Origin of the sequence: Streptomyces sp. ACA25 (assembly GCF_028200735.1) — a bacterium.
Taxonomy (GTDB): domain Bacteria; phylum Actinomycetota; class Actinomycetes; order Streptomycetales; family Streptomycetaceae; genus Streptomyces.
The window spans coordinates 18014-43525 of the sequence record NZ_JAQKPV010000010.1 but is presented as its reverse complement, the minus strand read 5'-3'; the positions used below and the strand labels follow the sequence as shown (position 1 = coordinate 43525).

Genomic DNA, 25512 nt, shown 5'->3' with positions numbered 1-25512 from the left:
ATCTGCGCGCGGACACGGCTCCGGGCCCGCCGGCCGCTCCGCGGTGGCGCGGGAGACGGCGCCTCAACTATAGGGAGCAGCGGACCGTTCCGCGGGCGGGCCGGAAAACGGGTCCGGAGCGCGCTATTTGAGCGCTCCGGCGGTGAGGCCGGCCTGCACCTGGCGCTGGAAGGTGACGTACACGACCAGGATGGGCAGCATGGCGATGGTGAGTCCGGCGTACAGGGCACCCCAGTCGCCCTCGTAGCCCATCTGCACCATCAGGGCGGCCAGCCCCTGCGGGAGGACGTAGTCGTCGGTGCTGCCCACGTTCAGCACCCGGGGCAGCACGAACTGGTTCCACTGGCCGAGGAAGTTGAAGATGCCGATGCTGATCAGGCCCGGCTTGGCCATCGGCATCATGATCTGGAAGAACGTCCTGGTGTGGGAGGCCCCGTCCATGACCGCGGCTTCGTGCACGCCGCCCGGGAGGGTCCGGAAGAAGGCCGTGAGGAAGAAGATGGTGAAGGGCAGCGAGTAGGCGATGTACACCAGGACGAGGCCGAGCCGGGTGTTCAGCAGTCCGAGGTTCTGCATCATGAAGAACAGCGGCACGAGGGCCAGGAACACCGGGAACATCAGGCCGCCGATGAACAGGAAGTGGAGCGCCCGGTTTCCCCGGAACTCGTAGCGGGCGATGACGTAGGCGGCCATCGCGCCCAGCAGCATGGTGCCGGTCAGCGAGCCGGAGAGAATGATCAGTGAGTTCAGCGCGTAGCGGCCGATGCTGGCGTCGGTCCAGGCGTTGACGAAGTTCGCCCAGTGCAGGCCGCCGGGCAGCCCGAAGGGTGACTCCAGGACCTCGGCGGAGGTCTTGAAGCTGGACACCACGATCCACAGCAGCGGCCCGGCCGCCATGGCCACCCACACCACCAGGAAGGAGTGGGCGAAGACGTTGAGGATGCCCCCTTCCCGGGTCCGGCCGTCGCGCCGGGCGGTTTGTCCGGCGGTGCCGGCCCGCGCCGGGCTGCCCGGCCCGGCGGGGCCGGGGGTGGACTCCGGCTCGGTGCCGGTCTGCGTGGTGCTCATGGCTCTGCTCTCCCCGCTGCTCTGTGCGGACCTGCTCTGTCCGGACGCGGTTCAGTACTCGATGCGGTCACGTCGGCCCACTCGCATCATGAGGACGGCGAACACCAGGGTGAGGAGGAAGAGGACCACCCCGATGGCGGTGGCGTAGGCCGCCTGCCCGTCGCGGAACGCCTTGAGGTACAGGAAGGTGGGCAGGACGTCGATCCCCTGCCGGGGGATCATGATGCTGACGATGGCGAAGGCGTCCAGTGCCTGGATTCCCATGTAGATCCAGCCGGTCCGGATGGCGTCCCAGGTCAGTGGGAAGGTGAGGCGGAAGAAGGTCTGGGAGCGGCCTGCGCCGTCGAGCAGCGCGGCCTCGTAGATCTCCTTGGGGATCGAGCCCATGGCCGCGGAGAACAGCACCACGTAGAAGCCGACGAAGGACCAGCACAGCACCAGCAGGGTGACCCACAGCCCGTACTTGCCCAGCCAGTCGTCCTGCGTCAGGGCGCCCAGGCCGACGCTTTCCAGGGCGGGGTTCACCAGGCCGGACCGCGGGCTGAAGGCGCGTGCCCAGACCACGGCGATGATGGCGACGGACAGTACCTGCGGGAAGAAGTAGACGATCTTGTAGAACTTCGAGCCGAAGACCCCGGAGACCGTCTCGTTCTTCCGGTGCCGGCCGCCGGCCTGGAGCATGTAGGCGAAGAACAGCCCCAGGGCGAGGGTGATGAGGGGGGCGAGGACCAGCAGCACCAGGCTGTTGCGCAGGGCGTCCCAGAACTGCGGGTCGTTCCACAGGCGCACGTAGTTGTCGAACCCGATGAAGCGGAACTCCGTGCCGAAGCCCGACCAGTCGGTCATCGAGTAGTAGAACGCCTGCACGAACGGCCATGCCACCAGGGCGAGGTAGAAGACCACCGGAAGCAGCAGGAACCAGCAGACGAAACGGTACTTGTCGAGAGTGCGGTAGCGCCGGTCGTTCCTGACCCGTTCGGGGGTGAACCGGGGCGGCAGGAAGAACGCCGCCAGCAGCAGCGCACGGCCGGCGGGGGCCGGCCGCTGCCGTCCAGGGTTCTCCGTGGCCGCGGAACCGCTGTCCGCTGCCTCTACCTGCGTGTCCATACCGCCCCATTCTTCGTTCGGGCGACGCTCGGGCGACGCTCAGCAGTGCTCGGTGGGCCGGCCCCCGCACGCCCCGGCACTGCGGGGGTACGGGGCCGGGGCCCGGCTCTCAGAGGTACTTCACGACGCTGTCGTCGGCGGCGACCGCGTCGGCGGCCTGCTGGATCTGGTCCGTCGCCTGCTCGGCGGTCAGGTCACCGGCCATCATCCGGCCCATGGCGACACCCATGTGGTCGATGAAGAGCTCCGCGTACCAGTCGCGGAACCGGGGGGCGATGATGTGCTCGCCGGCCGCCTCGATGGCTTCCTGCGCCGTGGTGAGGCCCGGGGGCAGGGAGAGCCCGTCGGCCGCTCCCTGCACGCAGGTCAGCGAGGCGACCTTCTCGGTGAAGTTGCGGGCGGAGTCCCTGCCCAGCATGGCCCGCAGGAATTCCATGCCGCCGGCCCGGTTGGCCGCCTGGGCCGGCACGATGAACGGCTCCCCCGCCACCGCGTAGAGCGTGCCGAACGGGAGGGCGTCGGAGGAGTCGAGACCGGTGGGTGCCTTGACGGCCAGCTCGAAGTCCTCCGGGATGACCTCCCGGGACTCGTTCTCCACCCAGGAACCGCACGGCAGGAACAGCGCCTTGCCCAGCGCCCACTCGGTCTGCGAGTCGGTGTGGTCGATGCCCGGACTGCCCGGCAGCAGCAGACCGCGGGCGGCGATCTCCTCGAAGGCCTGGAAGACGGCCACCACCGCGTCGTGCTTCCAGGCGTTCGGCTCGAGCCGGTCGATCGCCTCGATGACCTCCGCGCCGCCGACCTTGGCCATCATCGGCAGCATGGTGAAGGACAGGTACCGGGCGTGCTGGCCGGCGTAGGTCCAGCCGTAGACGTCCTCCTGCCGCTTCGCCTTCTCGCAGACCCGGATCATCTCGTCCCAGGTCTCCGGGTACTCCTCCTCCAGCACGTCGTGCAGCAACTTGCGGGAGTACCAGGTGCCATGGACGGTGAAGGTGTAGTTGAGGTGGTAGGACTCCTGGCCGCCGTACTGGCCCGCCTCGACGGTGCCGGGCACGAGCGTGTCCCGCACCGGCACGTCCGGATCGTCCCAGGAGGGCGCGTCGAACAGCTCGGTCAGGTCGGCTATCTGCCCGTCCTTGATCAGCGTCGGGTGCGGCATCTGGTGCGCGCCGGAGTTGTTGATCATGTCCGGCGGGCTCCCGGCCACCAGCCGCGGCTGCATCAGCTGGCTGATCTCCTGGGTGGAGCTGAGTTCGACGTCGCCCCAGCGCTCCTCGTAGAGCTTCGCGGTGTCGCGGGCGTACTCGTCACCGAAGCCGCCGTCGAAGATGACCACCTCGACGTCCGCGTCCGGGTCCACCCCGAACGGGTTCTCCGCCGTCTTCTCCTCAGCACCGCCCTGGCCGCCGTCGTCACCGCCTCCTCCGCCGCTGGCACACGCCGAGAGGACGCCCACCCCCGGGACGGCCAGGATGCCGGCCGCGGCGGACCGCCTGATGAGGGTGCGCCGGTTGACATGCGAGCTGGAAGTCATGTTGTGTCCCTCTCCCGCCGGGAACCGAGCACCCGGCACCGCCGATCAGTCGCAGCAGAACGCACTGCGTGTGCGCGGGGCACGCAACGGCCCCAGGAGGGCCCGCGAGGTCACCGGCTCCCCACCGGTGCCACCGCCCGTGCACAGGCGACTACCCGGATGCGGACAGGTATAGTCCACTCCTCGCGCGGGGGCAACAGCAGGGACAGATCCGGCGGACAGGCTTTGCCCCGCCGAGACTTGACGGACACACAGAAAGGGCCGCACCCGTCGTCCGAACGGGCGCGGCCCTTCCTGCGGCAGGCCGCCCGGACGCCCGTCAGGGGCACCGGCCGGCGAGCCCGCGGCTCACTTGCTCAGCAGCGAACGCAGCACGTACTGCATGATTCCGCCATTGCGGTAGTAGTCCGCCTCGCCCGGGGTGTCGATCCGGACCGGGGCGTCGAACTCCACGCCGGTGTCGGTGGTCACCTTGACCGTCTCCGGGATACCGCCGTCGTTCAGCGCGGTGACACCCGTGACGGTGAACGCCTCCTCACCGGTGAGGCCGAGAGTCGCCGCGCTGTGACCCTCGGGGAACTGCAGCGGCAGCACCCCCATGCCGATCAGGTTGGAGCGGTGGATCCGCTCGTACGACTCGGCGATCACGGCCTTCACACCCAGCAGGGCGGTGCCCTTGGCGGCCCAGTCGCGGGAGGAACCGGAGCCGTACTCCTTGCCCGCCAGGACGACCAGCGGGATACCGGCAGCCTGGTAGTTCTGCGACGCGTCGTAGATGAAGCTGACCGGCGCGCCCTCCTGGGTGAAGTCGCGGGTGAAGCCGCCCTCGGTACCGGGCGCGATCTGGTTGCGCAGCCGGATGTTGGCGAAGGTGCCCCGGATCATGACCTCGTGGTTGCCCCGGCGGGAACCGTAGCTGTTGAAGTCACGGCGCTCGACCCCGTGCTCGCTCAGGTACTTCCCGGCCGGGGTGTCGGCCTTGATGGCACCCGCGGGCGAGATGTGGTCGGTGGTGACGGAGTCACCGAGCCGGGCCAGCACCCGGGCCCCGGCGATGTCCTCGACCGGCGCCGGGTCCACCTGCATGCCCTCGAAGTACGGGGGCTTGCGTACGTAGGTGGACTCCGGGTCCCACTCGAAGGTCTTGCCGGTGGGAATCGGCAGCGCCTGCCACTGCGCGTCGCCCGCGAAGACGTCCGCGTAGCCCCGGCTGAACATCTCCTGGCCGATGGCGGTGGCGATGACTTCCTCGACCTCCCGCTCCGAGGGCCAGATGTCCCGCAGGTACACGGGCTTGCCCTCGGTGTCGAGGCCGAGCGGCTCGGTGGTGATGTCGATCTTCATGGAGCCGGCCAGGGCGTAGGCCACGACCAGCGGCGGGGACGCCAGGTAGTTCATCTTGACGTCGGGGTTGATCCGGCCCTCGAAGTTCCGGTTGCCGGAGAGCACCGAGGCGACGGCGAGGTTCTTGTCGTTGACGGCCCGGGACACCTCCTCCAGCAGCGGCCCGGAGTTGCCGATGCAGGTGGTGCAGCCGTACCCGACCAGGTTGAAGCCCAGCTTGTCCAGGTAGGGGGTGAGGCCCGCCCGGTCGTAGTAGTCCATGACGACCTTGGAGCCGGGCGCCAGGGTCGTCTTGACCCAGGGCTTGCGCGTCAGACCGCGTTCCACCGCCGCCTTCGCCAGCAACGCGGCACCGATCATCACCGAGGGGTTGGAGGTATTGGTGCAGGAGGTGATCGCGGCGACCACCACGGCGCCGTGGTCGAGCTCGTAGGTGCTGCCGTCCTCAGCGGTGACGGTCACCTGCTCGGCCGGCACCCCGGCGCTGACAGCGGGGGCGTCCGAGGCCGGGAAGGACTCCTTGCCGGCCTCGTCGAGGTCGGTGTCGTCGACGTAGGCCCGGACGTCGTCGGAGAACTGCTGCTTGGCGTCGGACAGCGCGATCCGGTCCTGCGGCCGCTTGGGGCCGGCGATCGACGGCACGACGGACGCCAGGTCGAGCTCCAGGTACTCGGAGAACTCCGGCTCGTCGGCAGGGTTCAGCCACAGCCCCTGCTCCTTGGCGTAAGCCTCCACCAGGGCGAGCTGCTGCGCGTCGCGCCCGGTGAACTTCAGGTAGCTGATGGTCTCCGCGTCGATCGGGAAGATGGCGGCGGTGGAGCCGAACTCCGGCGACATGTTGCCGATGGTGGCGCGGTTGGCCAGCGGGATGGCGCCGACGCCCTCACCGTAGAACTCGACGAACTTGCCGACCACACCGTGCTTGCGCAGCATCTCGGTGATGGTCAGCACCAGGTCGGTGGCGGTGGTGCCGGTGGGCAGCTCGCCGGTGAGCTTGAAGCCGACGACCCGCGGGATGAGCATGGAGACCGGCTGCCCGAGCATCGCGGCCTCCGCCTCGATGCCGCCGACGCCCCAGCCCAGCACGCCCAGGCCGTTGACCATGGTGGTGTGCGAGTCGGTGCCGACGAGAGTGTCGGGGTACGCCTGGCCGCCGCGCACCATCACAGTCCGGGCCAGGTGCTCGATGTTGACCTGGTGGACGATGCCGGTGCCGGGCGGGACGACCGCGAACTCGTCGAAGGCGGTCTGGCCCCAGCGCAGGAACTGGTACCGCTCGCGGTTGCGGCCGTACTCCAGGTCGACGTTCTGCTGGAAGGCGTTGGCGGTGCCGAACTTGTCGGCGATGACGGAGTGGTCGATGACCATTTCCGCGGGGGCGAGCGGGTTGATCCGCGCCGGGTCACCCCCGAGCTCCTTGACGGCCTCGCGCATGGTGGCCAGGTCGACCACGCACGGCACGCCGGTGAAGTCCTGCATGATCACGCGCGCAGGGGTGAACTGGATCTCCTGGTGCGGGTGGGCCTTGGCATCCCAGCCGGCCAGCGCCCGGATGTGATCGGCGGTGATGTTCGCCCCGTCCTCGGTACGGAGCAGGTTCTCCAGCAGGACCTTCAGGCTGTACGGGAGGCGGGCGGAGCCCTCCACCTTGTCCAGCCGGAAGATCTCGTACGACTCGTCGCCCACCTGCAGCGTGCTGCGGGCATCGAAGCTGTTCGCCGACACGACAGTCTCCTTCAGTGCATATGTGTTCGCGTACCTGCCACCATCCTGCCGTCCGCCCCGCGGCCGGGGCCGGTCGCTCGGCACCGAGCGCCCCGGGCGTGCCGCGGGAGGAGATGCGGCGGTAGCGCCTCGACAAGATATCTCGATGTCGAGATAACTCTAGTACATGACCGCCCCCCGGTCATGTGCCGCCCCACCCGACCCCCAGCCGGCCGAGCGGCTCACCCCGCACCTGGCCGCCCGACCCTCCGCCCCGGCACCCGGCGGCCCCGGCCCGCGCCGCGCCGGGGCCGCACTCGAACGGCGCAGCCACAGACCGCTGAAGGGGCGCAGTGCGGAACGTGCCTCCGGGAGGGCTGCCCCGCCACCCTCATCCGGCCCTTCCTACGAGGGCGGAGACCCGGACGGTCTCGGGGAGACGGTCCTCCGGCCCGAGCGCCTGCCGGACGCGCGCGGCGAAGACTGTCCGCTCCTCCGGGGCGGGCAGCAGCTCGACCGACGTTGCCGAGTAGACCCCGCCCAGCAGCTGGTCGAAGCTCAGCTCGTCCCGGTACTCGATGACGATCTCCCGCACGTCCTTGTACCCCGCCGCTTCGAGTTGGCGCTCGTACCGCCGCCGGTCGTCCGGGTCCGTGCCGCAGGAGGCCCGGAGCGGCCGGCCGAAGTGCCGCTCCAGCGCGGCGCGCAACGCTCGCGACCAGGGGGTGTCCTGGTGCCACAGCGGGGCTCCGTTGGCCACCACGGCGATGCCTCCGCGCGCCCGGAACAGCGGCAGGAGCACAGGGAAGAGATCGTCCGGGCGCATCCAGTGCAGTGCGGTGCCGACCACCGTCATCGCCAGGGAGCCGGGCCCGAGCAGGGCACCCAGCGCGGGCACGTCCGTGTCGCCGCCCAGCACACAGGTCACGTTCCGCGCGGCACCCAGGGCGGCGGATTCCCTGGCGAGCCGGAGCATGTCCGGCTCCGGATCCATGGCGATGACGGAGCCGACCCGTGAGGCCAGCGGAACGGTGAGCTGTCCCGTGCCGCACCCGAGGTCGAGCACCACATCACCGGCGCCCAGCGCGAACATCTCCTCCAGCGCGTCGAAGAGCTGGGGCGGATAGCCCCGGCGGTACTTGGCGTAGTACTCGGCCACTTCCCCGCTGAACCCCGCAGTCATGGGCATCAGCCTGCCACCCGTCGGCCGACGGGGGCCGCTCCTCACGAATGATCGCCGGCAGCTGAACGCTCGCTCACCCACCCCACGGCGTCGCGACAGAATTGCCGACATTCCCGGCAGAACAGAACAAGAAACCCGATACCCCCTGGCGGCCCGCGTTCGGCCGACATGTCACTCGAACGGCCCTGTCGAACGGTTCGCATCTCATACATGAGTTAGAGTCAGTCGCATGACCGACGACTACCTCGCCCGCATCGGGAAGCTCATCCGGGACGCCCGACAGCATCGTGGCTGGACCCAGTTGCAGCTTGCGGAGGCACTCCACACCAGCCAGAGTGCCGTCCATCGCATCGAGCGCGGCAACCAGAACATCAGCCTTGAGATGATCGCTCGCATCGGGGAAGCCCTCGACAGTGAAATCGTCTCCTTGGGGTACTCAGGCCCGATGCATCTGAGAGTCGTCGGCGGACGCCGGTTGTCGGGCAGTATCGATGTCAAGACGAGCAAGAACGCCTGTGTTGCCCTGCTGTGTGCGTCCCTGCTGAATTCGGGGCGCACGGTGCTGCGGCGCGTGGCCCGGATCGAGGAGGTCTACCGTCTCCTGGAGGTGCTCAACTCCATCGGGGTGCGGACCCGCTGGATCAACGAAGGCGCAGACCTGGAGATCGTGCCGCCGGCCGACCTGGACCTGGACGGCATCGACACCGAGGCCGCGCGCCGCACCCGAAGCATCATCATGTTCCTCGGGCCACTGGTGCACCGCGCCGACCGCTTCAAGATTCCGTACGCCGGCGGCTGCGACCTGGGCACCCGCACCGTCGAGCCGCACATGACCGCGCTGCGACGGTTCGGCCTGGCGATCACCGCGACCGAGGGCACCTATCTGGCCGAGGTCGACCGGAGCATCGTCCCCGACCGGCCGATCGTCCTGACCGAGCGCGGCGACACGGTGACGGAGAACGCCCTGCTCGCCGCGGCCCGGCACCCGGGCGTGACGGTGATCCGCAACGCCTCGTCCAACTACATGGTCCAGGACCTGTGCTTCTTCCTGGAGCAGCTCGGGGTGCGGGTCGAGGGTGTGGGCACCACCACGCTCACCGTGCACGGCGTCGCCGACATCGACCGGGACGTGGACTACTCCCCCTCCGAGGACCCGGTGGAGGCGATGAGCCTGATCGCCGCCGCGGTCGTCACCGAATCCGAGCTGACCATCCGCCGGGCGCCGGTGGAGTTCCTGGAGATCGAGCTGGCCGTGCTGGAGGGCATGGGCCTGGACTTCTCGCTGACCCCGGAGTATCCGGCGGACAACGGCCGCACCCGGCTGACCGACCTCACGGTGCGCCCTTCGAAGCTCGAGGCACCGATCGACAAGATTCACCCGATGCCCTTCCCCGGCCTCAACATCGACAACGTGCCGTTCTTCGCGGCCATCGCGGCCTCCGCGATGGGCAGCACCCTGATCCACGACTGGGTGTACGACAACCGCGCCATCTACCTCACCGACCTCAACCGGCTCGGCGGCCGGCTTCAACTGCTCGACCCCCACCGGGTTCTTGTCGAGGGCCCGACCCGCTGGCGCGCTGCCGAGATGATGTGCCCGCCCGCGCTGCGCCCCGCGGTGGTGGTCCTGCTGGCGATGCTGGCGGCGGACGGCACCTCCGTGCTCCGCAACGTGTACGTCATCAACCGCGGTTACGAGGACCTGGCGGAACGCCTCAACTCCGTCGGCGCCCAGATCGAGATCTTCCGCGACATCTGACGGCCGGATGACGCCGCACCCCGTCCGACCTGCGATGAAACGGGTCGGGAAGGGGTGCGGCGACCTCTCTGGGACTTTGGGCCCCGTGGCCGAGCGTCGGCTACACGGAACGGGCCCGGCCACGGGTACGTGAAGATCGCGTCGATGGCGGTGCTGCCCCGTGTCCCGGCGCGCGGCAGAAAGTGGGAGTGCTTCCGCAGCGTGAACCCGGGGTCGGAGTGCCCCCACCATCCGTGCCAGGGAAACGATCGACTTGCCTGCCTCCAGTCTTCGGAGGCGTGAAACTGGCGCAGGGCAGGGAAGCCGTGCTCCCGGGACGGCTCCCATACCCGAGCGCCGTCTGCGCCGCCCGCCCCCAGCGGAGCGATCCCGCCCGCCGCGGCCGGAGCGGGCTTCCGGAAGGAGGACAACCGGGCCCAACTGGAGACCTCAACCCGCCACCTCCTCCACAGCATTCAGAAATTCCCCGGCGGCGTCATGGGGTACTTCCGGGCCCCACTCACCAGATACGCAGCTGACTTCACTGATAACCCGTCCGCCCGGAGCCCCACGCACGTATGCGGCAAGGCCACTGCGGCAGGGCATAAGTGAGCAACGTGGGTCCCTGGTATACGAGTTCAGACGTGAGACGGTCCTCTCAACCGATCGGTGATCGATCCGGGAGTGCTCGGCCCAGCAGGAACGTGTGGTGGCGGCATCTCGAACTCGGACTGGTCACTGGCGGTACGACACGCCAGGCCTCCGGCGTCAGGCCGCCGAACCTTCGGTCACGGCCTCACTGCTCGGCCTTGGCGCTGATGATGACCACGGACTCCACCGGGACGTCCTGGAAGCCGCTACGCCGGCCGGTCGGGACTGCGGCGATCCTGTCAACCACTTCGAAGCCCTCGACGACCTTGCCGAACACCGCGTAACCCCACCCCTGCGGGGAAGGGGCGGTGTGGTCGAGGAAGCCGTTCTCTGCCGTGTTGATGAAGAACTGCGCCGACGCCGAGTGCGGGTCGGAGGTACGGGCCATGGCCACGGCGTAGTGGGCGTTGGGCAGGCCGTTGCGCGCCTCGTTCTCGATCGGGGCGCGGGTCGGCTTCTGCGACATGTCCTCGACGAAGCCGCCTCCCTGGATCATGAACTTCTGGATGACGCGGTGAAAGATGGTCTGGTCGTAGTGCCCGTCATTGACATAGGCCAAGAAGTTTTCGACCGTCTTCGGCGCCTTTTCGGCGTCGAGCTTGAGCGTGATTGCCCCAAAGTTGGTGGTGAGCACGACCTGAGTCATCTTCGCCTTCTTCCGCGAGGTGTCAAGGAATCGCATTCACCCTATACGACCTGCGCGGCCCGACTCCACTTGACGCTGTCGGACGTGAAGCAGGGTCCGACGGTTCCGCTGTCCCCACGAAACCGACCAGAGGCCTTGGCGCACCGATCGTGGGTCAGGTCCGTCCAGACCTCGGCGATATGCACCAGGCACTCGCCCTTGCTGCCTGAGAACCCCATGTCGTTCCAACCGGCCGGAGGCTCCGTGTTCACGGACCAGATCGAGTGCTGCCCCTCGCGATTGAACACAACCTTGTACTGCTCATTTCCACCACTCACCGCTCTTGCACCACTCCTTCACCGAACAATTCCATACGGCACGTGGCACACCACGCCGCCGATTGGCGCGTCGATAACCCTGCTCGCGAAGTTCCGAATAACAGTGAGGCCTTCATAAGACTCCAGCGAGGACCCCTCGAGGAATTCTAGGCGCGGAGGAAAGATGTAGCCATTCAGATCCTGAGGCCTGTCCCGTAAATGATCTACGGCATGTTGGTCGACCAGCTTCGAAAGCGGGTTCGCGAAACTGAAGAACTACCTGCAGAAAACGAGACCGAGCCCGCACTCCCAGTAACGTCCGCTCCACGCTCAAAGCCACCAAACACCCCACCTGACCTGCACCAACGCGTAAACTCACCGGCATTGCAGGTCAGAGGCCCTTTCTGCTGAGCTGATCACCTGCCGGACAGCCCGCTTCTTGTACGGTCCGGGGGCGGGCGCGGTGGCACAGTACGTACGCTCCGTTTCCAGCACCCGCCGCATCGAACCACGCGTGCGGTTCTCCCGCACACGGCTCACCGACGCCGTTCACCACCGGCATTCGGCCTGCCCCGCCAGTCCCGGAAGGGTCTGGGTGCAACAACGGTTCCGTGCAGGGCGATCAGTCCCAGGGAGTCCTGGGCAGCGAAAGCAACCACCGCCCAGGCAGCGATACGAACGACTGACCGGCCGCGCCACAGCCGACGCGAACAGCTCGGAGTAGCAGAATCTCTCCCGGATTCACTCACTCGCCGGTTGTGGGCCGGGCTTTCTCTGGGACGATTCCGGGGCCGTGGAGCCCAGACTCAATGTCAACAAACCCGGCGAACCCAATCCGTAGTGACAGATGTGGGTGTGGTTCGTCTCCCGAGACGAACCACACCCGGGGGAATGCCGTTGTGTGGGGGAGCACGGCTTCGGTGCCGCACTCCTTCGGGCTGCAGGCCCCCTCCACACCTGGTCTGTGACCGTGCGGCGGGGCCTTCACTCAGTCTCCCGGCTCCTCCTCAGGCCTCCGGAAACGGTTGATGGCGTCGAGGTGCTGTGTGCGCAACTCCTCGTCGCGCACTCCCAGGCCCTCCCGGGGGGCGAGGCCGAGCACTCCGACCTTGCCCTGGTGCAGGTTCCGGTGGACGTCATAGGTCGCCTGTCCGGTCTCCTCCAGGGAGTAGGTCCTGGAGAGAGTGGGATGGATCTTGCCCTTCATGACCAGGCGGTTGGCCTCCCAGGCTTCACGATAGTTGGCGAAGTGTGAGCCGACGATCCGCTTGAGTGACATCCACAGGTACCGGTTGTCGTATTCGTGGGTGTAGCCCGACGTGGAGGCACAGGTGACGATGGTGCCGCCCTTCCGGGCGACATAGACGCTGGCCCCGAAGGTCTCACGGCCCGGGTGCTCGAAGACGATGTCCACGTCCTCGCCGCCGGTCAGCTCGCGGATCCGCTTGCCGAAGCGCTTCCACTCCCGCGGGTCCTGGGTGCGCTCGTCCTTCCAGAACTTGTAACCCTCGAGGTTGCGGTCGATCACCGCCTCGGCCCCCATGGCACGGCAGATCCCGGCCTTCTCCGAACTGGAGACCACACACACCGGTACGGCACCGCCGGCCAGCGCGAGTTGGGTCGCGTACGATCCCAGGCCACCGCTCGCACCCCAGATCAGGACGTTGTCGCCCTGCTTCATGCCGGCACCGTTGCGGGAGACCAACTGGCGGTAGGCGGTGGAATTTACCAGGCCGAGAGAGGCGGACTCCTCCCAGGTCAGGTGCTTGGGCTTGGGCATCAGCTGATTGGACTTGACCAGCGCGATCTCGGCCAGCCCGCCGAAGTTGGTCTCGAAGCCCCAGATGCGCTGCTGAGGGTCGAGCATCGTGTCGTTGTGCCCGTCCGAGCTCTCCAACTCGACCGACAGGCAGTGCGCGACGACCTCGTCGCCGGGCTTCCACGCGTTGACACCCGGGCCGGTGCGCAGCACGACGCCGGAGAGGTCGGAGCCGAGGACGTGATACGGCAGGTCGTGGCGTCGGCCCTGTGGCTGCTGCTTGCCGTAGCGCTCCAGAAAGCCGAAGGTGGGCAGTGGTTCGAAGATCGAGCTCCACACGGTGTTGTAGTTGATCGAACTGGCCATCACCGCGACCAGGGCCTCGCCGGGTCCCAGCTCGGGAACCGGTACCTCGTCCAGGTGGAGGGACTTGCGCGGGTCCTTGTCCGCGGAATTCACCCCCTCGAAGATGTCGGCCTCGGCCTTGCGGACGACGGTCGCCCGGTAGCTTTCGGGAACCGGCAGCGCGCGGAAGTCATCAGCGGTTGCCACTCCCGAGAGGATGGCACTGGTTATGTCCTTCATGTGTTTTCCTCGCGTGAGCTACGGACGGGCAGGACAATCGCGGTGAAAAGCAGTCCGTCGCGAACGACGAAGCTCCGGTTCTCGGCGTGCGAGACAGGCAGATCACTCACCGCGAGCAGCCGGCCGGGCCGCTGGTCGTCCATGGGCCTCACACCTGGGCTTCCGCGTGCGGAGCGAACTTGCGCAGGTACTCCCGGATCTGGGCGTTGACGGCACGCTGCTGCGATGCCAGGTAGAAGTGGCCGCCGGGGTGCACCAGAAGCTCGAACGCGCCGCTGGTCTCCTCGGACCAGCTCCGCCCCTCATCGATGGTCACCCTGGGGTCGGCGTCACCGGTCATCGCGACGATCGGGCAGCTCAACTGCGGCCCCGGGGCTGGCTGATAGGTCTCCACGAGCCGGTAGTCGGCGCGGAGCACCGGCATGATCATCTGCAGCATCTCCTCGTCGTCCAGGAGAGCGAGGTCGGTGCCGTTGAGCTTCTTGACCTCCTCGATCAGACCCACGTCGTCGCGCCGGTGGACGGACTCGCTACGCACCCGGGAAGGGCCCCGGCGTCCGGAGGCGAAGAACACGGCGAGCGGGCGGCCCGCGGCTTCCAGGCGGCGGGCGAGCTCGAAGCCGACGACAGCGCCCATGCTGTGCCCGAAGAGGGCGAGGGGGGTTTCGTCCTGGGAGTCCAGCACCCGGAACAGCTCGTCCGCCAGGGCCTCTACGGATTCGGCGGGGGGATCCAGCCGCCGGTCCTGACGGCCGGGATACTGCACCGCGAGGACGTCCACTTCGGGCGCCATCGCTGCCGACACTGGGAAGTAGAAGCTCGCGGAGCCCCCCGCGTGAGGCAGACAGAGAAGGCGCGGGGCGCCGGGCGACGACGGATGGAAGTTCCGCATCCACAGCTTGTGTTCCGCACTGGACCGGTTCGCCATCAATTCCCCTTGTGTGAAAAACGTACGGTTGGATCTAGCGGTGCGGAGGGCGGGACATCGTCCCGCCCTCCGCACCGGGTGTGGGTGGCTCAGACGTCCACGGTCACGTCGTAGGAGGTCAGCCACCGGTTGAGCCACAAAGCCATCTCGAGGCCGCCGCGATCGTGCGGGAGGCTGACGTCCTCCAGCTCCCGGTTGAGGACTCGGGTGACCCTGGTGGTGTTCAGCAGGGGCAACACCGGGGAGTTCGGGTCGGCCAGCACCTCGCGCAGCTCGGCGCGGAGTGCCTGCTCGTACCGGATGTCCTGGGTGGCCGGGAAAGGTGTCTTGGTGCGCTCCAGGATGGAGGTCGGCAGCACGTCGCGGGTGGCGGCGCGCAGCAGGCTCTTCTCCCTGCCGTCGAACGACTTCATCGCCCACGGCACGTTGAACACGTAGTCCATGAGGCGGTGGTCGCAGAACGGGACGCGGACCTCCAGGCCGACGGCCATGCTCATCCGGTCCTTGCGGTCGAGCACGGCCTGCATGAACCGGGTGATGTTGAGGTAGGTGACCTCTCGCATCCGCCGGTCCACGGCACTCTCGCCAGGCAGCACCGGCACCTCGGCGACGGCCTCAGCGTAGCGGTCCTGGCGGTATCCCGGGAGGTCCAGCTTCTCGAGCAGACCCTGGTCGATCAGCGAACTGCCGCCGAATATGCGCGCCGAGCCCGGGGTGAGCCACGGGAACGTCGGCGCGTTGACCGCCTCGGCCCGCTGGTACCACCGGTAGCCGCCGAACAACTCGTCGGCGGACTCGCCGGACAGGACCACGGTGGCCCGCTGCCGTATCTCCCGACACAGCAGGTACAGCGACGGCCACAGGTCGCCCCAGTACGCGGGCGGCAGGTCGGTGGCGCCGAGGATCGCATCCCGGATGGCCGGGTCGGCCAGTTCCGCGCTGTCGAGGAGCACCTCACGGTGGTCGGTGCCCACCTGGGCGACGAAGTCGCGCACGTACGGAGCATCGGCCGTGCCGCGCACCGCGTCGGGCTCGAACTGGTCGGCCGCGCCCTGGAAGTCCACCGAGTACGACCGCACCGGGCCACGGCCCTCGGCGGTGAGCGACCGCTGGGCCAGCGCGGTGATGGCCGACGAGTCCAGGCCGCCGGAGAGCAGTGTGGCGACCGGGACATCCGCGATGAGCTGGCGGGACACGATGTCCTCCAGCAGGCCGCGGACGGTGCCGATGGTGGTGTCGAGGTCGTCGGTGTGCTCGCGAGCGATGAGCTGCCAGTACGGCGTCTTGGTCACGCCGCCCTCGGTCACCCGCACGATGTGGCCGGGCCGGACCTCGGAGAGGTCGGAGAGCGGGGTGATCTCCGGGGTATTGACCATGTCGAGGATTTCGGCGAGGCCCTGGGCGTCGACACGGCGCGGCACGGCGCGGTTGGCCAGCACGGCTTTGGGCTCCGAGCCGAACAGCACGCCGTTCTGCGTGCGCGCGTAGTACAGCGGCTTGACCCCGATCGGGTCGCGCACCAGCAGCAGTTCGCGGGTGACCGCGTCCCACAGCCCGATGGCGAACATGCCGTTGAGCCGGGTGGCGAAGCCCGCCCCCCACTGCAGGTACGCGGTGAGCACGACCTCGGTATCGCTGCTGGTGCGGAACTCGTGCCCCAGCGCGGCCAGTTCCTGGCGCAGCTCCCGGTAGTTGTAGATCTCACCGCAGAACGTCAGCACGGCCAGCGTCCGGCCTTCGCGCTCGGCGACCATGGGCTGCGTACCGCCCGCCGGGTCGATGATGGAGAGCCTGCGGTGGCCGAACGCAACCGGCCCGTCGATCCAGACCCCCTCCGCGTCGGGGCCGCGGCAGCCCATGGTGTCGGTCATCGCCTGCATGACCGAGCGGTGCCGGGCGAGGTCCTCGCCGTACGCCACCCATCCGGTGATCCCGCACATCGCTGTTCCTCCTCAGGCGCCGGTGAGGGCGGTGTTGACGCGGTCGAGCAACTGGCGCGGGGTCTTCGCCTCACTGATCACGTTCTCGCCAAGCTCGACCCCGTGCTTGCGCTCAATCCGTCGCACGGCGTTGAGCGTGGTCAGCGAGTCGAAGCCGAGTGCGGCGAACGTCAGGTCGGACGGGTCGCCTTCGGGCTCGACCGGGTCCTGGTCGCCGATGCTGCGGTTGAACACGTCGATCAGGTCCTGGATGGTCAGTTCCGCCATTGCGCTTTCCTCGCTTGGTGTCGGTTGATGGGTCACGGGGTCAGACGGTGAGCAGCGTGCAGTACCAGTGCATGCCGATGGAGATGCCCGCGAGGGCGACCACGTCGCCGTCGGCGAGCTCGCCACGCTCCAGATAGGTGTCGAGGCAGATGAGCTGGTCCGCACCGCCGCAGTGGCCGAGGTCGGCACCGAGTGCGGCGTTGGTGCGCTCCAGCGGTATGCCGGTGGCCTTGGCGATGTCGGCGAGGCTGTCCTGGTTGTCGTTGAGGAACAGGAACTTCGCCACCTGGCCGGTGTCCACGCCCGCGCGGTCGCAGGCGCGCTCGTAGACCGTGCGCACCCGGCTGTTGAGGGTGCGGACGAACCGCGCCAGGTGCTCGGGCTCTCGGCGGAAGTGCCGGTACACCAGCGCGAGCGGGTCGACGTCGAGGTTGCCGGTGCCTTCGGGCGCGAAGGGCGCGGCGGCGCCGCCGTACTCGACGCGGTAGAAGTCGTTGTACGTCGGGTCGGTGATCTGCTCGGTGGCCAGCCACCGCAGCCTGTCATGGCCTCGGCGCAGCACGGCTGCCGCGGCTCCGTCGCTGGAGAGCAGCGTGTTGCTGCGCATGCGGTTGGTGTGCGCCTCGCTCACCTGGTTCACCGTGACCAGCAGTACAGTGTCGACGTCGTCGCGGGTGGCGAACGTGCCGGCGATGTGCTGGAAGGCGGTGACGCCCGAGGTGCAGCCCTGGGTGAGCAGCAGCGTGGGCGAATCGACGGCGCCGATCTCGCGTGCGAGCGCCGTGGAGGCGTCCCACAGCAGGTAGTCGGGCACGCCGCTGTCCGCGACCACGACGAGGTCGAGGTCCCTCGGGTCGACGCCTGCCTTGGCGAGCGCCTTCGTGGCGGCGCGGGCGGCGAGCGTTGTGGGCGTGGTGCCCTCGGGCGACCTGTGGTAGGTGCGGTAGCCCCAGAGCAGGACCCGGTCGGGGTCGTCGACGTACTCGGCCGCGGTCGCGGTGACGTCCCTCGGGTCGCCGAGGGCGTGCGCGAGGGCGAGGACCCCGAAGTCGGCGGGTGGCATGGTCGGTCGGTACTCCTTCATCGTGGACGGCTCAGCGGGGGAACACGCCGTCGGCGACCCAGCCGCCGTCGAAGCGCAGGGTGGAGGCGGTCATGTACGCGAATCGGTCGCCGGTCAGGTCCAGCACCAGGTCGGCGACCTCACCGGGCGTGGCGAGCCTGCCGAGCGGGGTGCGGGCGGTGATGGCGGCCTCGTCGAGGTTGCCGTTATCGAAACCTTTCTCCACCAGCGGCGTTCGCACATAGGCGGGGCTGACGGCCAGCACCCGCACACCGTGCTCGGCCCACTCCACGCCGAGCACCTCGGTGAGCATCACGACACCCGCCTTGGAGGCGCAGTAGGCGGCGCGGCCTGGTACGGCGCGGTGCGCCATGACGGAGGCGACGTTCACCACGAGCCCACGGCGCGCGGTCAGCGCGGGGAACAGGGCCTGGGAGCAGTAGAACGTGCCGCTGAGGTTGACCGCGAGGACGCGGTCCCAGGTCTGCGGCCGCAACTCGGCCGATGGCGCGATGGCGCCCACGCCCGCGCTGTTGACCAGCAGGTCGGCTTCGGGCACCACATCGGCGGCGGCTTTCACCGCCCCTGCGTCGCGTACGTCCACCGTGTGCCAGTCGATGCCGGACCCGGTGCCCGGCTCGCGGTCCCAGCCGGTGACCGCCCAGCCCGCCAGGACCAGTCGCTCGGCGACGGCCGCGCCGATACCGCTGGCCGCCCCCGTCACCACTGCTCGCCGTTGCACGCTCAAACCCGTCCCTTCCAGTTCCGGTAGACCTCATCGATGGACGCGCTGACGGTGGCCACGGCCGCCTCGTACGCGGCGGCCACGGTGTCGCCACCCTGCGGGGCCAGGCCGAGCGCGCCCAGGTCTGGAGCGCGGCCCTCAGCCCAGAGTGCGGCGGCGGCCCAGCGCAGTTGGTCGAGTTGTGGCCGGCTCGTGGACCCCGCGCTGACCACCGCGTGCGGGCGGTCGGCGAGTGTGGCCGCGACCAAGCGGGGGAGGCTCCCGCAGCCGACCTGGACGAACACCCGGGCGCCGCCGTCGTGCAGGCGCTCCACCAGAGAGCGGAAGAGGACGGGTTCGAGCAGGTGCCGTTCCAGCAGCGCGCGCAACGGCGCCTCGTCGTCCGGGTACGGGCGGACCGTGGTCGCGGACCAGACGGGCACGGCGGGCCGCTCGAGCACGATCCGATCGAACACCGTGGTGAAGCCGGGCAGGAACGGGGCCAGCATCGGCGTGTGGAACCCCGACCGGAACGGCAGCACCCGGCGCGGGACCGCCGGGTCGGCGATCCGGTCCAGGCAGCGTGCCACGGCGTCCTCGTCCCCGCAGAGCACGCTCTGGTCGGGCGCGTTGTCGTGGGAGAGCACGACGCGGGGCTCGTCCTCGGCCAGCTGGGCGGCGGCGCGGGCGGGCAGGCCGACAGCGGCGAATACCACGTCCGGCACGGGCGAGGTACCCATGTCGCGGGCCAGATCCTCGAAAGCCGCCGCGGGGAACGTACCCGCGGCGAACAGGGCGCTCCACTCCCCCGCGCTGTGGCCTGCCACGGCGTCAGGGACGATCTTGACCCGGCGCAACGCGGCGTCGAGCACCCGGTTCAGCCGCAGCGCCGCCTGGGTGCGAGCGCCGAGGGTGTCGGAGCCGGTCCATGGTTCGGCGGGCAGGCCTAACCAGCGTCTGACGTCGTCGGGAGCCGGACCGGTGCGGGCGTCAAGGCCCGGGAAGAGGAACACGACGCCGCCCGCGAGCCCGGGGCCCGGGGTGAACCACAGATCATTGCCGCCGCGCCAGGACTCGCCGCGGGCGACGAGCCGGGCGGCCTGGTCCACACGCTCGGGCGTAGGGTCGAACACGGCGACCCGGCAGGGCCCGGTGCCGGCGGAGCGGCGCGAGCGCAGTGCGTCGAGCAGCTCGTCGGGAGTACGCGCGGCGGCGAGGAGCACCTCAGTCAAGGCCGCCCCCGAACGCGGCGAGGTCGCCGACGGCGTGCAGCACCTGGGTGTCGCGTCCGAACGCCAGTTCGCGCAGGAACGCCGCCACGCCCGCGTCCGGGTCGATCAGGCCAATACCTTGCAGCGCGTACGCGCGCTCCAGCTCGGCCGTGACCATGCCTCCCGCCTCCGCGGCCCACGGGCCCCAGTCCAGGGCCAGCACACGGTCGGCGACCCGGCCGGACCACTGGCGGGCCAGGGTGTCGAGGGCGTCGTTGGCTGCAGCGTAGTCAACCTGCCCGCGGTTGCCGAGGACGCCGGCGATGCTCCCGAACAGCACCAGGTGACGTAACCCGGGGCGAAGGTGCGCCGCCAGCGCCAAGGCGCCCGCGACCTTGGTCCCGAAGACCTCGGCGAACGACTCCGGGGACTTGTCGCGCAGCATCTGGTCGTGGACGACGCCCGCCGCGTGTACGACAGTGTCGAGGCGTCCGTGCCGGGCGTACACGTCGTCGAGGACGGCGCGCAGTCGCTCCGGGTCACGCACGTCCGCGCGGTGGTAGCGCACCGACGCGGCCGTCCCAGCGAGGGTGTCCAGACACAGCCGGACCTCTCTGGCCGCTGCGTGCGCACGGACCTCGCGCTCGATGTCGGCCGGGGTGCGCCCGCCCTCGGCGATCAGACGGGCACGCAGAGCGGCGGCATCTACGGCGGCGTCGGCAGCAGGCTCATTGCGGCCGATCAACTCGAAGTGGCAGCCGGTGCGTTCAGCCAGTGCGGCCGCGATGCGGGCGGTGATGCCGCGGGCGCCACCCGTCAGAAGGACGACGCAGTCACGGTCGAGCCCCAGGTCTGCGGCGGTGACGTCGCCGGGCGGGGCGGAGGGCAGCACCGCGGGTGTGGTCCGCCAGAGGGCGCGGTGGCCTTCGAGGTGACCGACGGACGGCTGCCCCGCGTCGAGTTCGCCTGCCAGCGCCCGCGCCGCCGCAGAGGGCGACTGCCCACCAGGCAGGTCGACCGCGACCACGGCGAGGCCGGGGTACTCACGGGACACCGCACGGGCGAAGCCGTGCAGGCCGACGCCCGCCGGTGCCTCGTCGTGGCATGTGGCCAGCAGCAGGGTGCGTACGCCCGCCAGCACGGCCGCTCGCACCGCGGCGAAGCAGCCGGGCAGTACGGGGTCTCCGCCCTCGAGCGCGTCGAGCAGCAGGAACGTGTCACAGTCCGCAGGGTCGTCCACTACCTCGGTGCCGCGCTCTTTGAGCAGAGCGGCCAGTTCGGCACCGACCTCGCCGCCTCCGCTGATCGCAGCCCGCTCGGCCCTCCACTCCCCCGGGACGTGCGGCGTGGGCACCAGCTCGACCACGTGGCGGCGCGTGCCTCCGTCGGCGCGAGCGGCCAGCCAGTCGGTCATCTCGCGGATGGTGCGCAGGCCGGCGAGGGCGCCCACGGAATCTGCGTGCGGGGTGCCGCCGAGCAGGACGGCGGCTATCTCGGTGCGCTTGAGCGAGTCGACTCCGAGCGCGGCCTCCAGGTCCAGGTCCGGGTCGAGCATGGCGGCCGGGTAACCGGTGCGCCGCGCGACCAGTTCCAGCACTGTAGGCGCGGGCTCGAGAACGGTCTCGGCGGGCGGCTGTCGGGCCGGAGCTCGGGCGGGGGCGGGGGTATCCACGGAGGATTCGCCACCGAGGTAGCGGAGCATGACCTCCTGCTGCGCGGCCACGATGCGCTGGGTGCCGCGCAGGAACTCGATGACGCTCTCGTCGCGCTCGCCGCCCGCGGCGGTGAGCGCGACGGGCGGCTCGATGGGCCGCAGACCGCCCGGGACGGGCTCGCCGTCCGCCGTACGGACCAGGTGGCCGTCCACCGTCCACCGCGCACGCGCCGGTACCGGTGCTGCCGTGGGGTCCGCGGTCAGCGCGTCCAGCCGCACCGGTATCCCGCGTACGGCGAGCGCGGCAAGGGTTCCGAGCAGGTGGGGCAGTCCGGGGCGGCCGGAAACCTCCACGGACAGGGCGGTGTGCGGGCGGTCGCCCAGAACGGCACCGACCAGGCGGGTCAGCACGTTGCCGGGCCCTGCCTCCACAAACACGCGGGCCCCGGCGTCGTACATCCGCTCGATCTGCTCGGCGAACCGGACCGGCCGCGCCAGGGCGCCGGCCAGCAGCGCCCGTGCAGCGGCCGGTTCGGCCGGATACGGCTCGGCGGTGGCCCCGGACCATACGGGCACCTCGGGCGCGCGGAAGTCCTGTGCGGCCAGCACATCGGCGAACGCCTCGGCAGCGGGCGCCATCCTCGGGCTGTGGAAGGCGGCGGCGACCGGCAGCCGCTTGGCCGTGTGCCCGGCCGTACGCAGCGCGGTGACGGCGGCGTCGATCCCGTCGGCAGACCCGGCGAGCACCACCTGATCCGGCGCGTTGTGGTTGGCGAGGACCACGTCCCGGGCAAGACCGTGCTCGGTGAGCAGAGCGGCGACGGCGTCGGCGGGGGCGGCAACGGCGGCCATCGCGCCCACGTCCGTACCCGCGGCGGTGTGCATGGCCTCGGCGCGGGCGCGGCTCAGCGGCAGTACCGCGTCCTCGGGAAGCACGCCCGCACCGGCGAGAGCGACCAGCTCGCCGTAGCTGTGACCGCCCAGCAGATCGGCCTCGACGCCGCAGGCGCGCAGCAGGTCCAGGGCGACGAGGCCGCCGATGCCGAGGGCGGGCTGCGCGAGGCGGGTGTCCACGAGCCGCGGGGCATCGCCGTAAGAGACGCCGGGCGGAAACACGGCGTCGGCCAGCGCCGGGTCGGCGCGCAGGAAGCGGTGCAGGCGGGGGAAGGTCAGGAACAGGTCTGCGAGCATCCCCGGCCGCTGACTGCCCTGGCCGGGAAAGAGCAGCGCGACGGGCCTGCGTGTGCCGTCGCCCACGTGTACGCCGCGCTCGGGCGTGTCCTGCAGGCGCAGCGCCAGTTCGACTTGTTCGCGCAGCCCTGCCGCGTCCTCGGCGACGATCGCGACCCGCGTCGGGCCAGTCCCGGTGGCACCGGGCAGGCCGCGCAGCGGAACGCCGTCGGCCAGCCGGTCGGCAAGTGCGCCCAGGGAGGCGCTGACCTCGTCCTCGGTGCCGCGGAACAAGAGCAGTCCGGCGGATCCATCGGCGGGCGCGGGGACGTCCGTACGCGCTTCGGGAGCGGCGACGACCGCATGGTAGTTGACGCCGCCGAACCCGAACGCGCTGACGCCGGCGACGCGGTCGGCGTCGGCCCACGGGCGCGCCTCAGGGTCGAAGGCGAACGGGCTGGTCGCCGCGGACCAGGCGGCGTTGGGCACGCTCACGTGCCGCGTCGGCGGCCGTACGCCCGTGTGCACGGCGAGCACCGCCTTGATCAGCCCGGCCATGCCCGCCGCGCACTTGGCGTGACCGATGAGCGACTTCACCGACCCCAGCGAGCACGCGCCGGGTTCAGCGCCCGCGGCGCGGAACACGCCGGTCAGCGTCTCCAGTTCGGTCCGGTCGCCCAGCACCGTGCCGGTGCCGTGCGCCTCCACGAGGCCGACGTCGCGTGGCGAGACGCCCGCGGTGGCGTAGGCGCGCTCCAGTGCGCGCCGCTGGCCCTCGGGGCGGGGTGCCGTCAGGCCGAGCCCGCGGCCGTCGCTGGCCGCGCCGACGCCCTTAACCACGGCGTAGACACGGTCGCCGTCCCGCTCTGCGTCCTCGAGCCGCTTCAGTACGAGGCACGCGACGCCTTCGGCCAGCACGATGCCGTCGGCAGCCGCGTCGAACGGCCGGCAGCGCCCGGTCGGCGAAAGGGCCCGCACCGAGCCGAACATCAAGTAGTCGTGCAAGCCGTTGTGCGTGTCGACCGCCCCGCACAGCACCATGTCACTGGTGCCCGCCAGGAGTTCCTTGCAGGCCTGGTCGAGCGCGGCCAAGGACGACGCGCACGCGGCGTCGACCGTGTAGTTCGGTCCCCCGAGGTCCAGGCGGTTGGCCACCCGGCCGGCGATCACGTTGGCCAGCGTGCCGGGGAACGAGTCCTCGGTCAGCCTCGGCAGCCGGGCGTCCAGCTCGGCGGGCAACTCGCCCAGGTGCAGCGGCAGCAGCGACCGCATCGCGTACGCGGCGGCAAGGTCGGCCCCCGCCTCTGCGGCGAAGACGACCGACGTCGCCTCCCTGTCGAAGGGGCGGTCGGCGTAGCCCGCGTCCGCCAGCGCCCGGGTGGCGGTCTCCAGCGCGAGCAGCTGCGCGGACTCGATGCCGCCCAGCGAGGCGGGCGGCACGCCGTGGGCCAGCGCGTCGAAGGGCAGCGGCGGCAGGAACCCGCCCCACTTCGACGGTGAAAGACCCGGTGCCGCCTCCCCGGCGCCCGCCCAGTGGTGCTCGGCCGACCAGCGGTCCGGGTCGACCTCGGTGACCGAGTCGACGCCTGCGACGACATTCGCCCAGTACCGGGCGAGGTCGGGCGCACCGGGGAAGGCGCCGGCCATGCCTACGACCGCGACGTCGAACGATCGGGAACGCATCGGTCAGTCCCTTCCAGCGACGGAGAACAGCGGGAAGTACCCGTCGAGGACGTCGCGGCCGTAGGCGGCGGCCAGTTCGGGTATTCGGTCGAACGGGGTCACCGGGCCGTCGGCGATGTCGGGCAGCCAGCCGGTCTCCTGCATCACGTCGCGGATGCGGGCGCCGTCCTGGAACCGCCACGCGTGCGTATGGACGTGAATGTGTCTGCTGATGCACTCGGTGGCGCGCAGGCTCCAGAGCCGCATGCCCGTCTTCCAGCCCACGGTGGAGACCACACCCTCACGCGCCAGGCTCTTCAGCGTGGCCCGGTGGAGGCCACCGCCGAGGTTGTCCAGGAAGATCGAGACGCCGAGGCCGCCGGACAGCTCGCCGACGATTTCCAGGAACCGCGCCTCGGACGCGCGGTAGCGGTCCATCGCGTCGGGCTCACCGGACTCCTTGGCCCAGGTGTAGTCCAGGTCGGGGAAATCCCGGCGGTCGATCGGGACCGCGCCCGACGCGGCGATGTCCTTGAGCCTGCTGTCACGGCCGGACACCATCGCGGTACGGAAGCCCTCGCGCCGGGCCAGTTCCAGCTCGGCGTAGACTACGCCGCCGCCCCAGCCGAGTACGAGCGGCTGTTCGTCCCACGCGTCGTCGACCTGGCTGCGCCAGCAGCGGCTGGTGACCCGCCAGTTGTCCCACGCGGTGAAGTACCGGGCGAACGGCGCCCAGCGCTCCACCGGGTACCGGCCGTCCGACGGCAGCGGCACCAGACGGTCGGCGGGCACGACCATGCGCTCGGCGAGCAGGCCGGGCGAACCGGGCGCGTCATAGGCGGAAATGCTCTCCGCGTAGCCGTTGCGATCGATCTGGCCGAACGGGATCCATAGGCAGTCCTGGCCCTCGCGCAGCCCGCGCACGGCGGACCCGACGGAGATCACGCGCACCACACCGCACGTGCCGACGACGATCCGGTCCTCGCCGCGGTGCCGGACGACGTCGATGGGGCTGCGCGCGAGCGCGTGCTCCATGTTCGCTTCCCAGCAGCCCACCAGGGGCTCGACCAGCACCTCGTGCTCGTCCGGCGACGCGATCGGAATGCTGGCGAGGGTGAACTCACCGCGTATCGGACCGCCCGACCGGTCCTCCGGGCCCGCGGGCAGCACCCACGCCTTTACTGTCTCCATCAACTTCCCCTGATGTGCGTATGTGTTGCGGATCCCAGAAGCCGTCGCACGCCTCCGGGCGACGGTATCAGGGCCATTACTCCG

Annotated in this window: 18 protein-coding genes; 1 reads left to right on the top strand and 17 read right to left on the bottom strand. The window is 70.0% G+C overall.

Features of this window, described 5'->3' with window-relative positions; genetic code table 11:
* Positions 1-123: 123 nt before the first annotated feature.
* The 5 genes from PJ985_RS16425 to PJ985_RS16405 all read right to left on the bottom strand — a co-directional run bounded on the left by PJ985_RS16425 (position 124) and on the right by PJ985_RS16405 (position 7943).
* Complete coding sequence (locus PJ985_RS16425; RefSeq protein WP_271684531.1) at positions 124-1068, bottom strand: carbohydrate ABC transporter permease; 945 nt, start codon at positions 1066-1068, stop codon at positions 124-126.
* Between the two features lie 51 nt (positions 1069-1119).
* A complete protein-coding gene (locus PJ985_RS16420) occupies positions 1120-2175 on the bottom strand; it encodes a carbohydrate ABC transporter permease (protein WP_271684530.1) in 1056 nt (351 codons plus the stop codon).
* A 109-nt stretch (positions 2176-2284) separates the two neighbouring features.
* A complete protein-coding gene (ngcE, locus tag PJ985_RS16415) occupies positions 2285-3712 on the bottom strand; it encodes an N-acetylglucosamine/diacetylchitobiose ABC transporter substrate-binding protein (protein WP_271684529.1) in 1428 nt (475 codons plus the stop codon).
* A 348-nt stretch (positions 3713-4060) separates the two neighbouring features.
* Positions 4061-6781, bottom strand: coding sequence for an aconitate hydratase AcnA (acnA, locus tag PJ985_RS16410; protein ID WP_271684528.1), 2721 nt, complete (start codon positions 6779-6781; stop codon positions 4061-4063).
* A 370-nt stretch (positions 6782-7151) separates the two neighbouring features.
* Positions 7152-7943 (bottom strand): class I SAM-dependent methyltransferase, encoded by a 792-nt coding sequence (locus PJ985_RS16405; RefSeq protein ID WP_271684527.1) that lies wholly within the window; start codon positions 7941-7943, stop codon positions 7152-7154.
* A gap of 229 nt (positions 7944-8172) precedes the next feature.
* Between PJ985_RS16405 and PJ985_RS16400 the strand changes: the two genes are divergently transcribed.
* Positions 8173-9702 (top strand): UDP-N-acetylglucosamine 1-carboxyvinyltransferase, encoded by a 1530-nt coding sequence (locus PJ985_RS16400; protein WP_271684526.1) that lies wholly within the window; start codon positions 8173-8175, stop codon positions 9700-9702.
* A gap of 775 nt (positions 9703-10477) precedes the next feature.
* Here the strand turns inward: PJ985_RS16400 and PJ985_RS16395 are convergent.
* The 12 genes from PJ985_RS16395 to PJ985_RS16340 all read right to left on the bottom strand — a co-directional run bounded on the left by PJ985_RS16395 (position 10478) and on the right by PJ985_RS16340 (position 25428).
* The gene (locus PJ985_RS16395; protein ID WP_271684662.1) at positions 10478-10978 is read right to left on the bottom strand and encodes a peptidylprolyl isomerase; all 501 of its coding nucleotides are present in this window, start codon (positions 10976-10978) and stop codon (positions 10478-10480) included.
* A gap of 41 nt (positions 10979-11019) precedes the next feature.
* Positions 11020-11229 (bottom strand): hypothetical protein, encoded by a 210-nt coding sequence (locus PJ985_RS23385; protein ID WP_443033506.1) that lies wholly within the window; start codon positions 11227-11229, stop codon positions 11020-11022.
* Between the two features lie 1033 nt (positions 11230-12262).
* Positions 12263-13618 (bottom strand): crotonyl-CoA carboxylase/reductase, encoded by a 1356-nt coding sequence (gene ccrA, locus PJ985_RS16385; protein ID WP_271684525.1) that lies wholly within the window; start codon positions 13616-13618, stop codon positions 12263-12265.
* Positions 13615-13761 carry a hypothetical protein gene (locus PJ985_RS16380; protein ID WP_271684524.1) on the bottom strand — a complete coding sequence of 49 codons (147 nt, stop codon included), beginning with the start codon at positions 13759-13761 and terminating at the stop codon, positions 13615-13617. The genes ccrA and PJ985_RS16380 overlap by 4 nt, the downstream gene beginning before the upstream one ends.
* Positions 13762-13766: 5 nt before the next feature.
* Complete coding sequence (locus PJ985_RS16375) at positions 13767-14546, bottom strand: alpha/beta fold hydrolase (RefSeq protein WP_271684523.1); 780 nt, start codon at positions 14544-14546, stop codon at positions 13767-13769.
* A gap of 89 nt (positions 14547-14635) precedes the next feature.
* Positions 14636-16486, bottom strand: a complete 1851-nt coding sequence (asnB, locus tag PJ985_RS16370; RefSeq protein WP_271684522.1) for an asparagine synthase (glutamine-hydrolyzing) — start codon at positions 16484-16486, stop codon at positions 14636-14638.
* A gap of 12 nt (positions 16487-16498) precedes the next feature.
* Positions 16499-16753 (bottom strand): acyl carrier protein, encoded by a 255-nt coding sequence (locus PJ985_RS16365; RefSeq protein WP_271684521.1) that lies wholly within the window; start codon positions 16751-16753, stop codon positions 16499-16501.
* Positions 16754-16793: 40 nt separating this feature from the next.
* Complete coding sequence (locus tag PJ985_RS16360; protein ID WP_271684520.1) at positions 16794-17816, bottom strand: 3-oxoacyl-ACP synthase III family protein; 1023 nt, start codon at positions 17814-17816, stop codon at positions 16794-16796.
* A gap of 31 nt (positions 17817-17847) precedes the next feature.
* Complete coding sequence (locus PJ985_RS16355; protein ID WP_271684519.1) at positions 17848-18558, bottom strand: SDR family NAD(P)-dependent oxidoreductase; 711 nt, start codon at positions 18556-18558, stop codon at positions 17848-17850.
* A 2-nt stretch (positions 18559-18560) separates the two neighbouring features.
* Complete coding sequence (locus PJ985_RS16350) at positions 18561-19763, bottom strand: acyltransferase domain-containing protein (RefSeq protein ID WP_271684661.1); 1203 nt, start codon at positions 19761-19763, stop codon at positions 18561-18563.
* 1 nt (position 19764) lies between these two features.
* Complete coding sequence (locus PJ985_RS16345) at positions 19765-24258, bottom strand: SDR family NAD(P)-dependent oxidoreductase (protein WP_271684518.1); 4494 nt, start codon at positions 24256-24258, stop codon at positions 19765-19767.
* A gap of 3 nt (positions 24259-24261) precedes the next feature.
* Positions 24262-25428 (bottom strand): zinc-binding alcohol dehydrogenase family protein, encoded by a 1167-nt coding sequence (locus tag PJ985_RS16340; protein WP_271684517.1) that lies wholly within the window; start codon positions 25426-25428, stop codon positions 24262-24264.
* Positions 25429-25512 lie beyond the last annotated feature (84 nt).

What these genes read in the sequence shown, in the direction of transcription:
- PJ985_RS16425 (WP_271684531.1), bottom strand. Translation starts at nt 1,068, where the DNA reads ATGAGCACCACGCAGACCGGCACCGAGCCGGAGTCCACCCCCGGCCCC.
- PJ985_RS16420 (WP_271684530.1), bottom strand. Translation starts at nt 2,175, where the DNA reads ATGGACACGCAGGTAGAGGCAGCGGACAGCGGTTCCGCGGCCACGGAG.
- ngcE (WP_271684529.1), bottom strand. Translation starts at nt 3,712, where the DNA reads ATGACTTCCAGCTCGCATGTCAACCGGCGCACCCTCATCAGGCGGTCC.
- PJ985_RS16405 (WP_271684527.1), bottom strand. Translation starts at nt 7,943, where the DNA reads ATGACTGCGGGGTTCAGCGGGGAAGTGGCCGAGTACTACGCCAAGTAC.
- PJ985_RS16400 (WP_271684526.1), top strand. Translation starts at nt 8,173, where the DNA reads ATGACCGACGACTACCTCGCCCGCATCGGGAAGCTCATCCGGGACGCC.
- PJ985_RS16395 (WP_271684662.1), bottom strand. Translation starts at nt 10,978, where the DNA reads ATGACTCAGGTCGTGCTCACCACCAACTTTGGGGCAATCACGCTCAAG.
- ccrA (WP_271684525.1), bottom strand. Translation starts at nt 13,618, where the DNA reads ATGAAGGACATAACCAGTGCCATCCTCTCGGGAGTGGCAACCGCTGAT.
- PJ985_RS16380 (WP_271684524.1), bottom strand. Translation starts at nt 13,761, where the DNA reads ATGGACGACCAGCGGCCCGGCCGGCTGCTCGCGGTGAGTGATCTGCCT.
- PJ985_RS16375 (WP_271684523.1), bottom strand. Translation starts at nt 14,546, where the DNA reads ATGGCGAACCGGTCCAGTGCGGAACACAAGCTGTGGATGCGGAACTTC.
- asnB (WP_271684522.1), bottom strand. Translation starts at nt 16,486, where the DNA reads ATGTGCGGGATCACCGGATGGGTGGCGTACGGCGAGGACCTCGCCCGG.
- PJ985_RS16365 (WP_271684521.1), bottom strand. Translation starts at nt 16,753, where the DNA reads ATGGCGGAACTGACCATCCAGGACCTGATCGACGTGTTCAACCGCAGC.
- PJ985_RS16360 (WP_271684520.1), bottom strand. Translation starts at nt 17,816, where the DNA reads ATGCCACCCGCCGACTTCGGGGTCCTCGCCCTCGCGCACGCCCTCGGC.
- PJ985_RS16345 (WP_271684518.1), bottom strand. Translation starts at nt 24,258, where the DNA reads ATGCGTTCCCGATCGTTCGACGTCGCGGTCGTAGGCATGGCCGGCGCC.
- PJ985_RS16340 (WP_271684517.1), bottom strand. Translation starts at nt 25,428, where the DNA reads ATGGAGACAGTAAAGGCGTGGGTGCTGCCCGCGGGCCCGGAGGACCGG.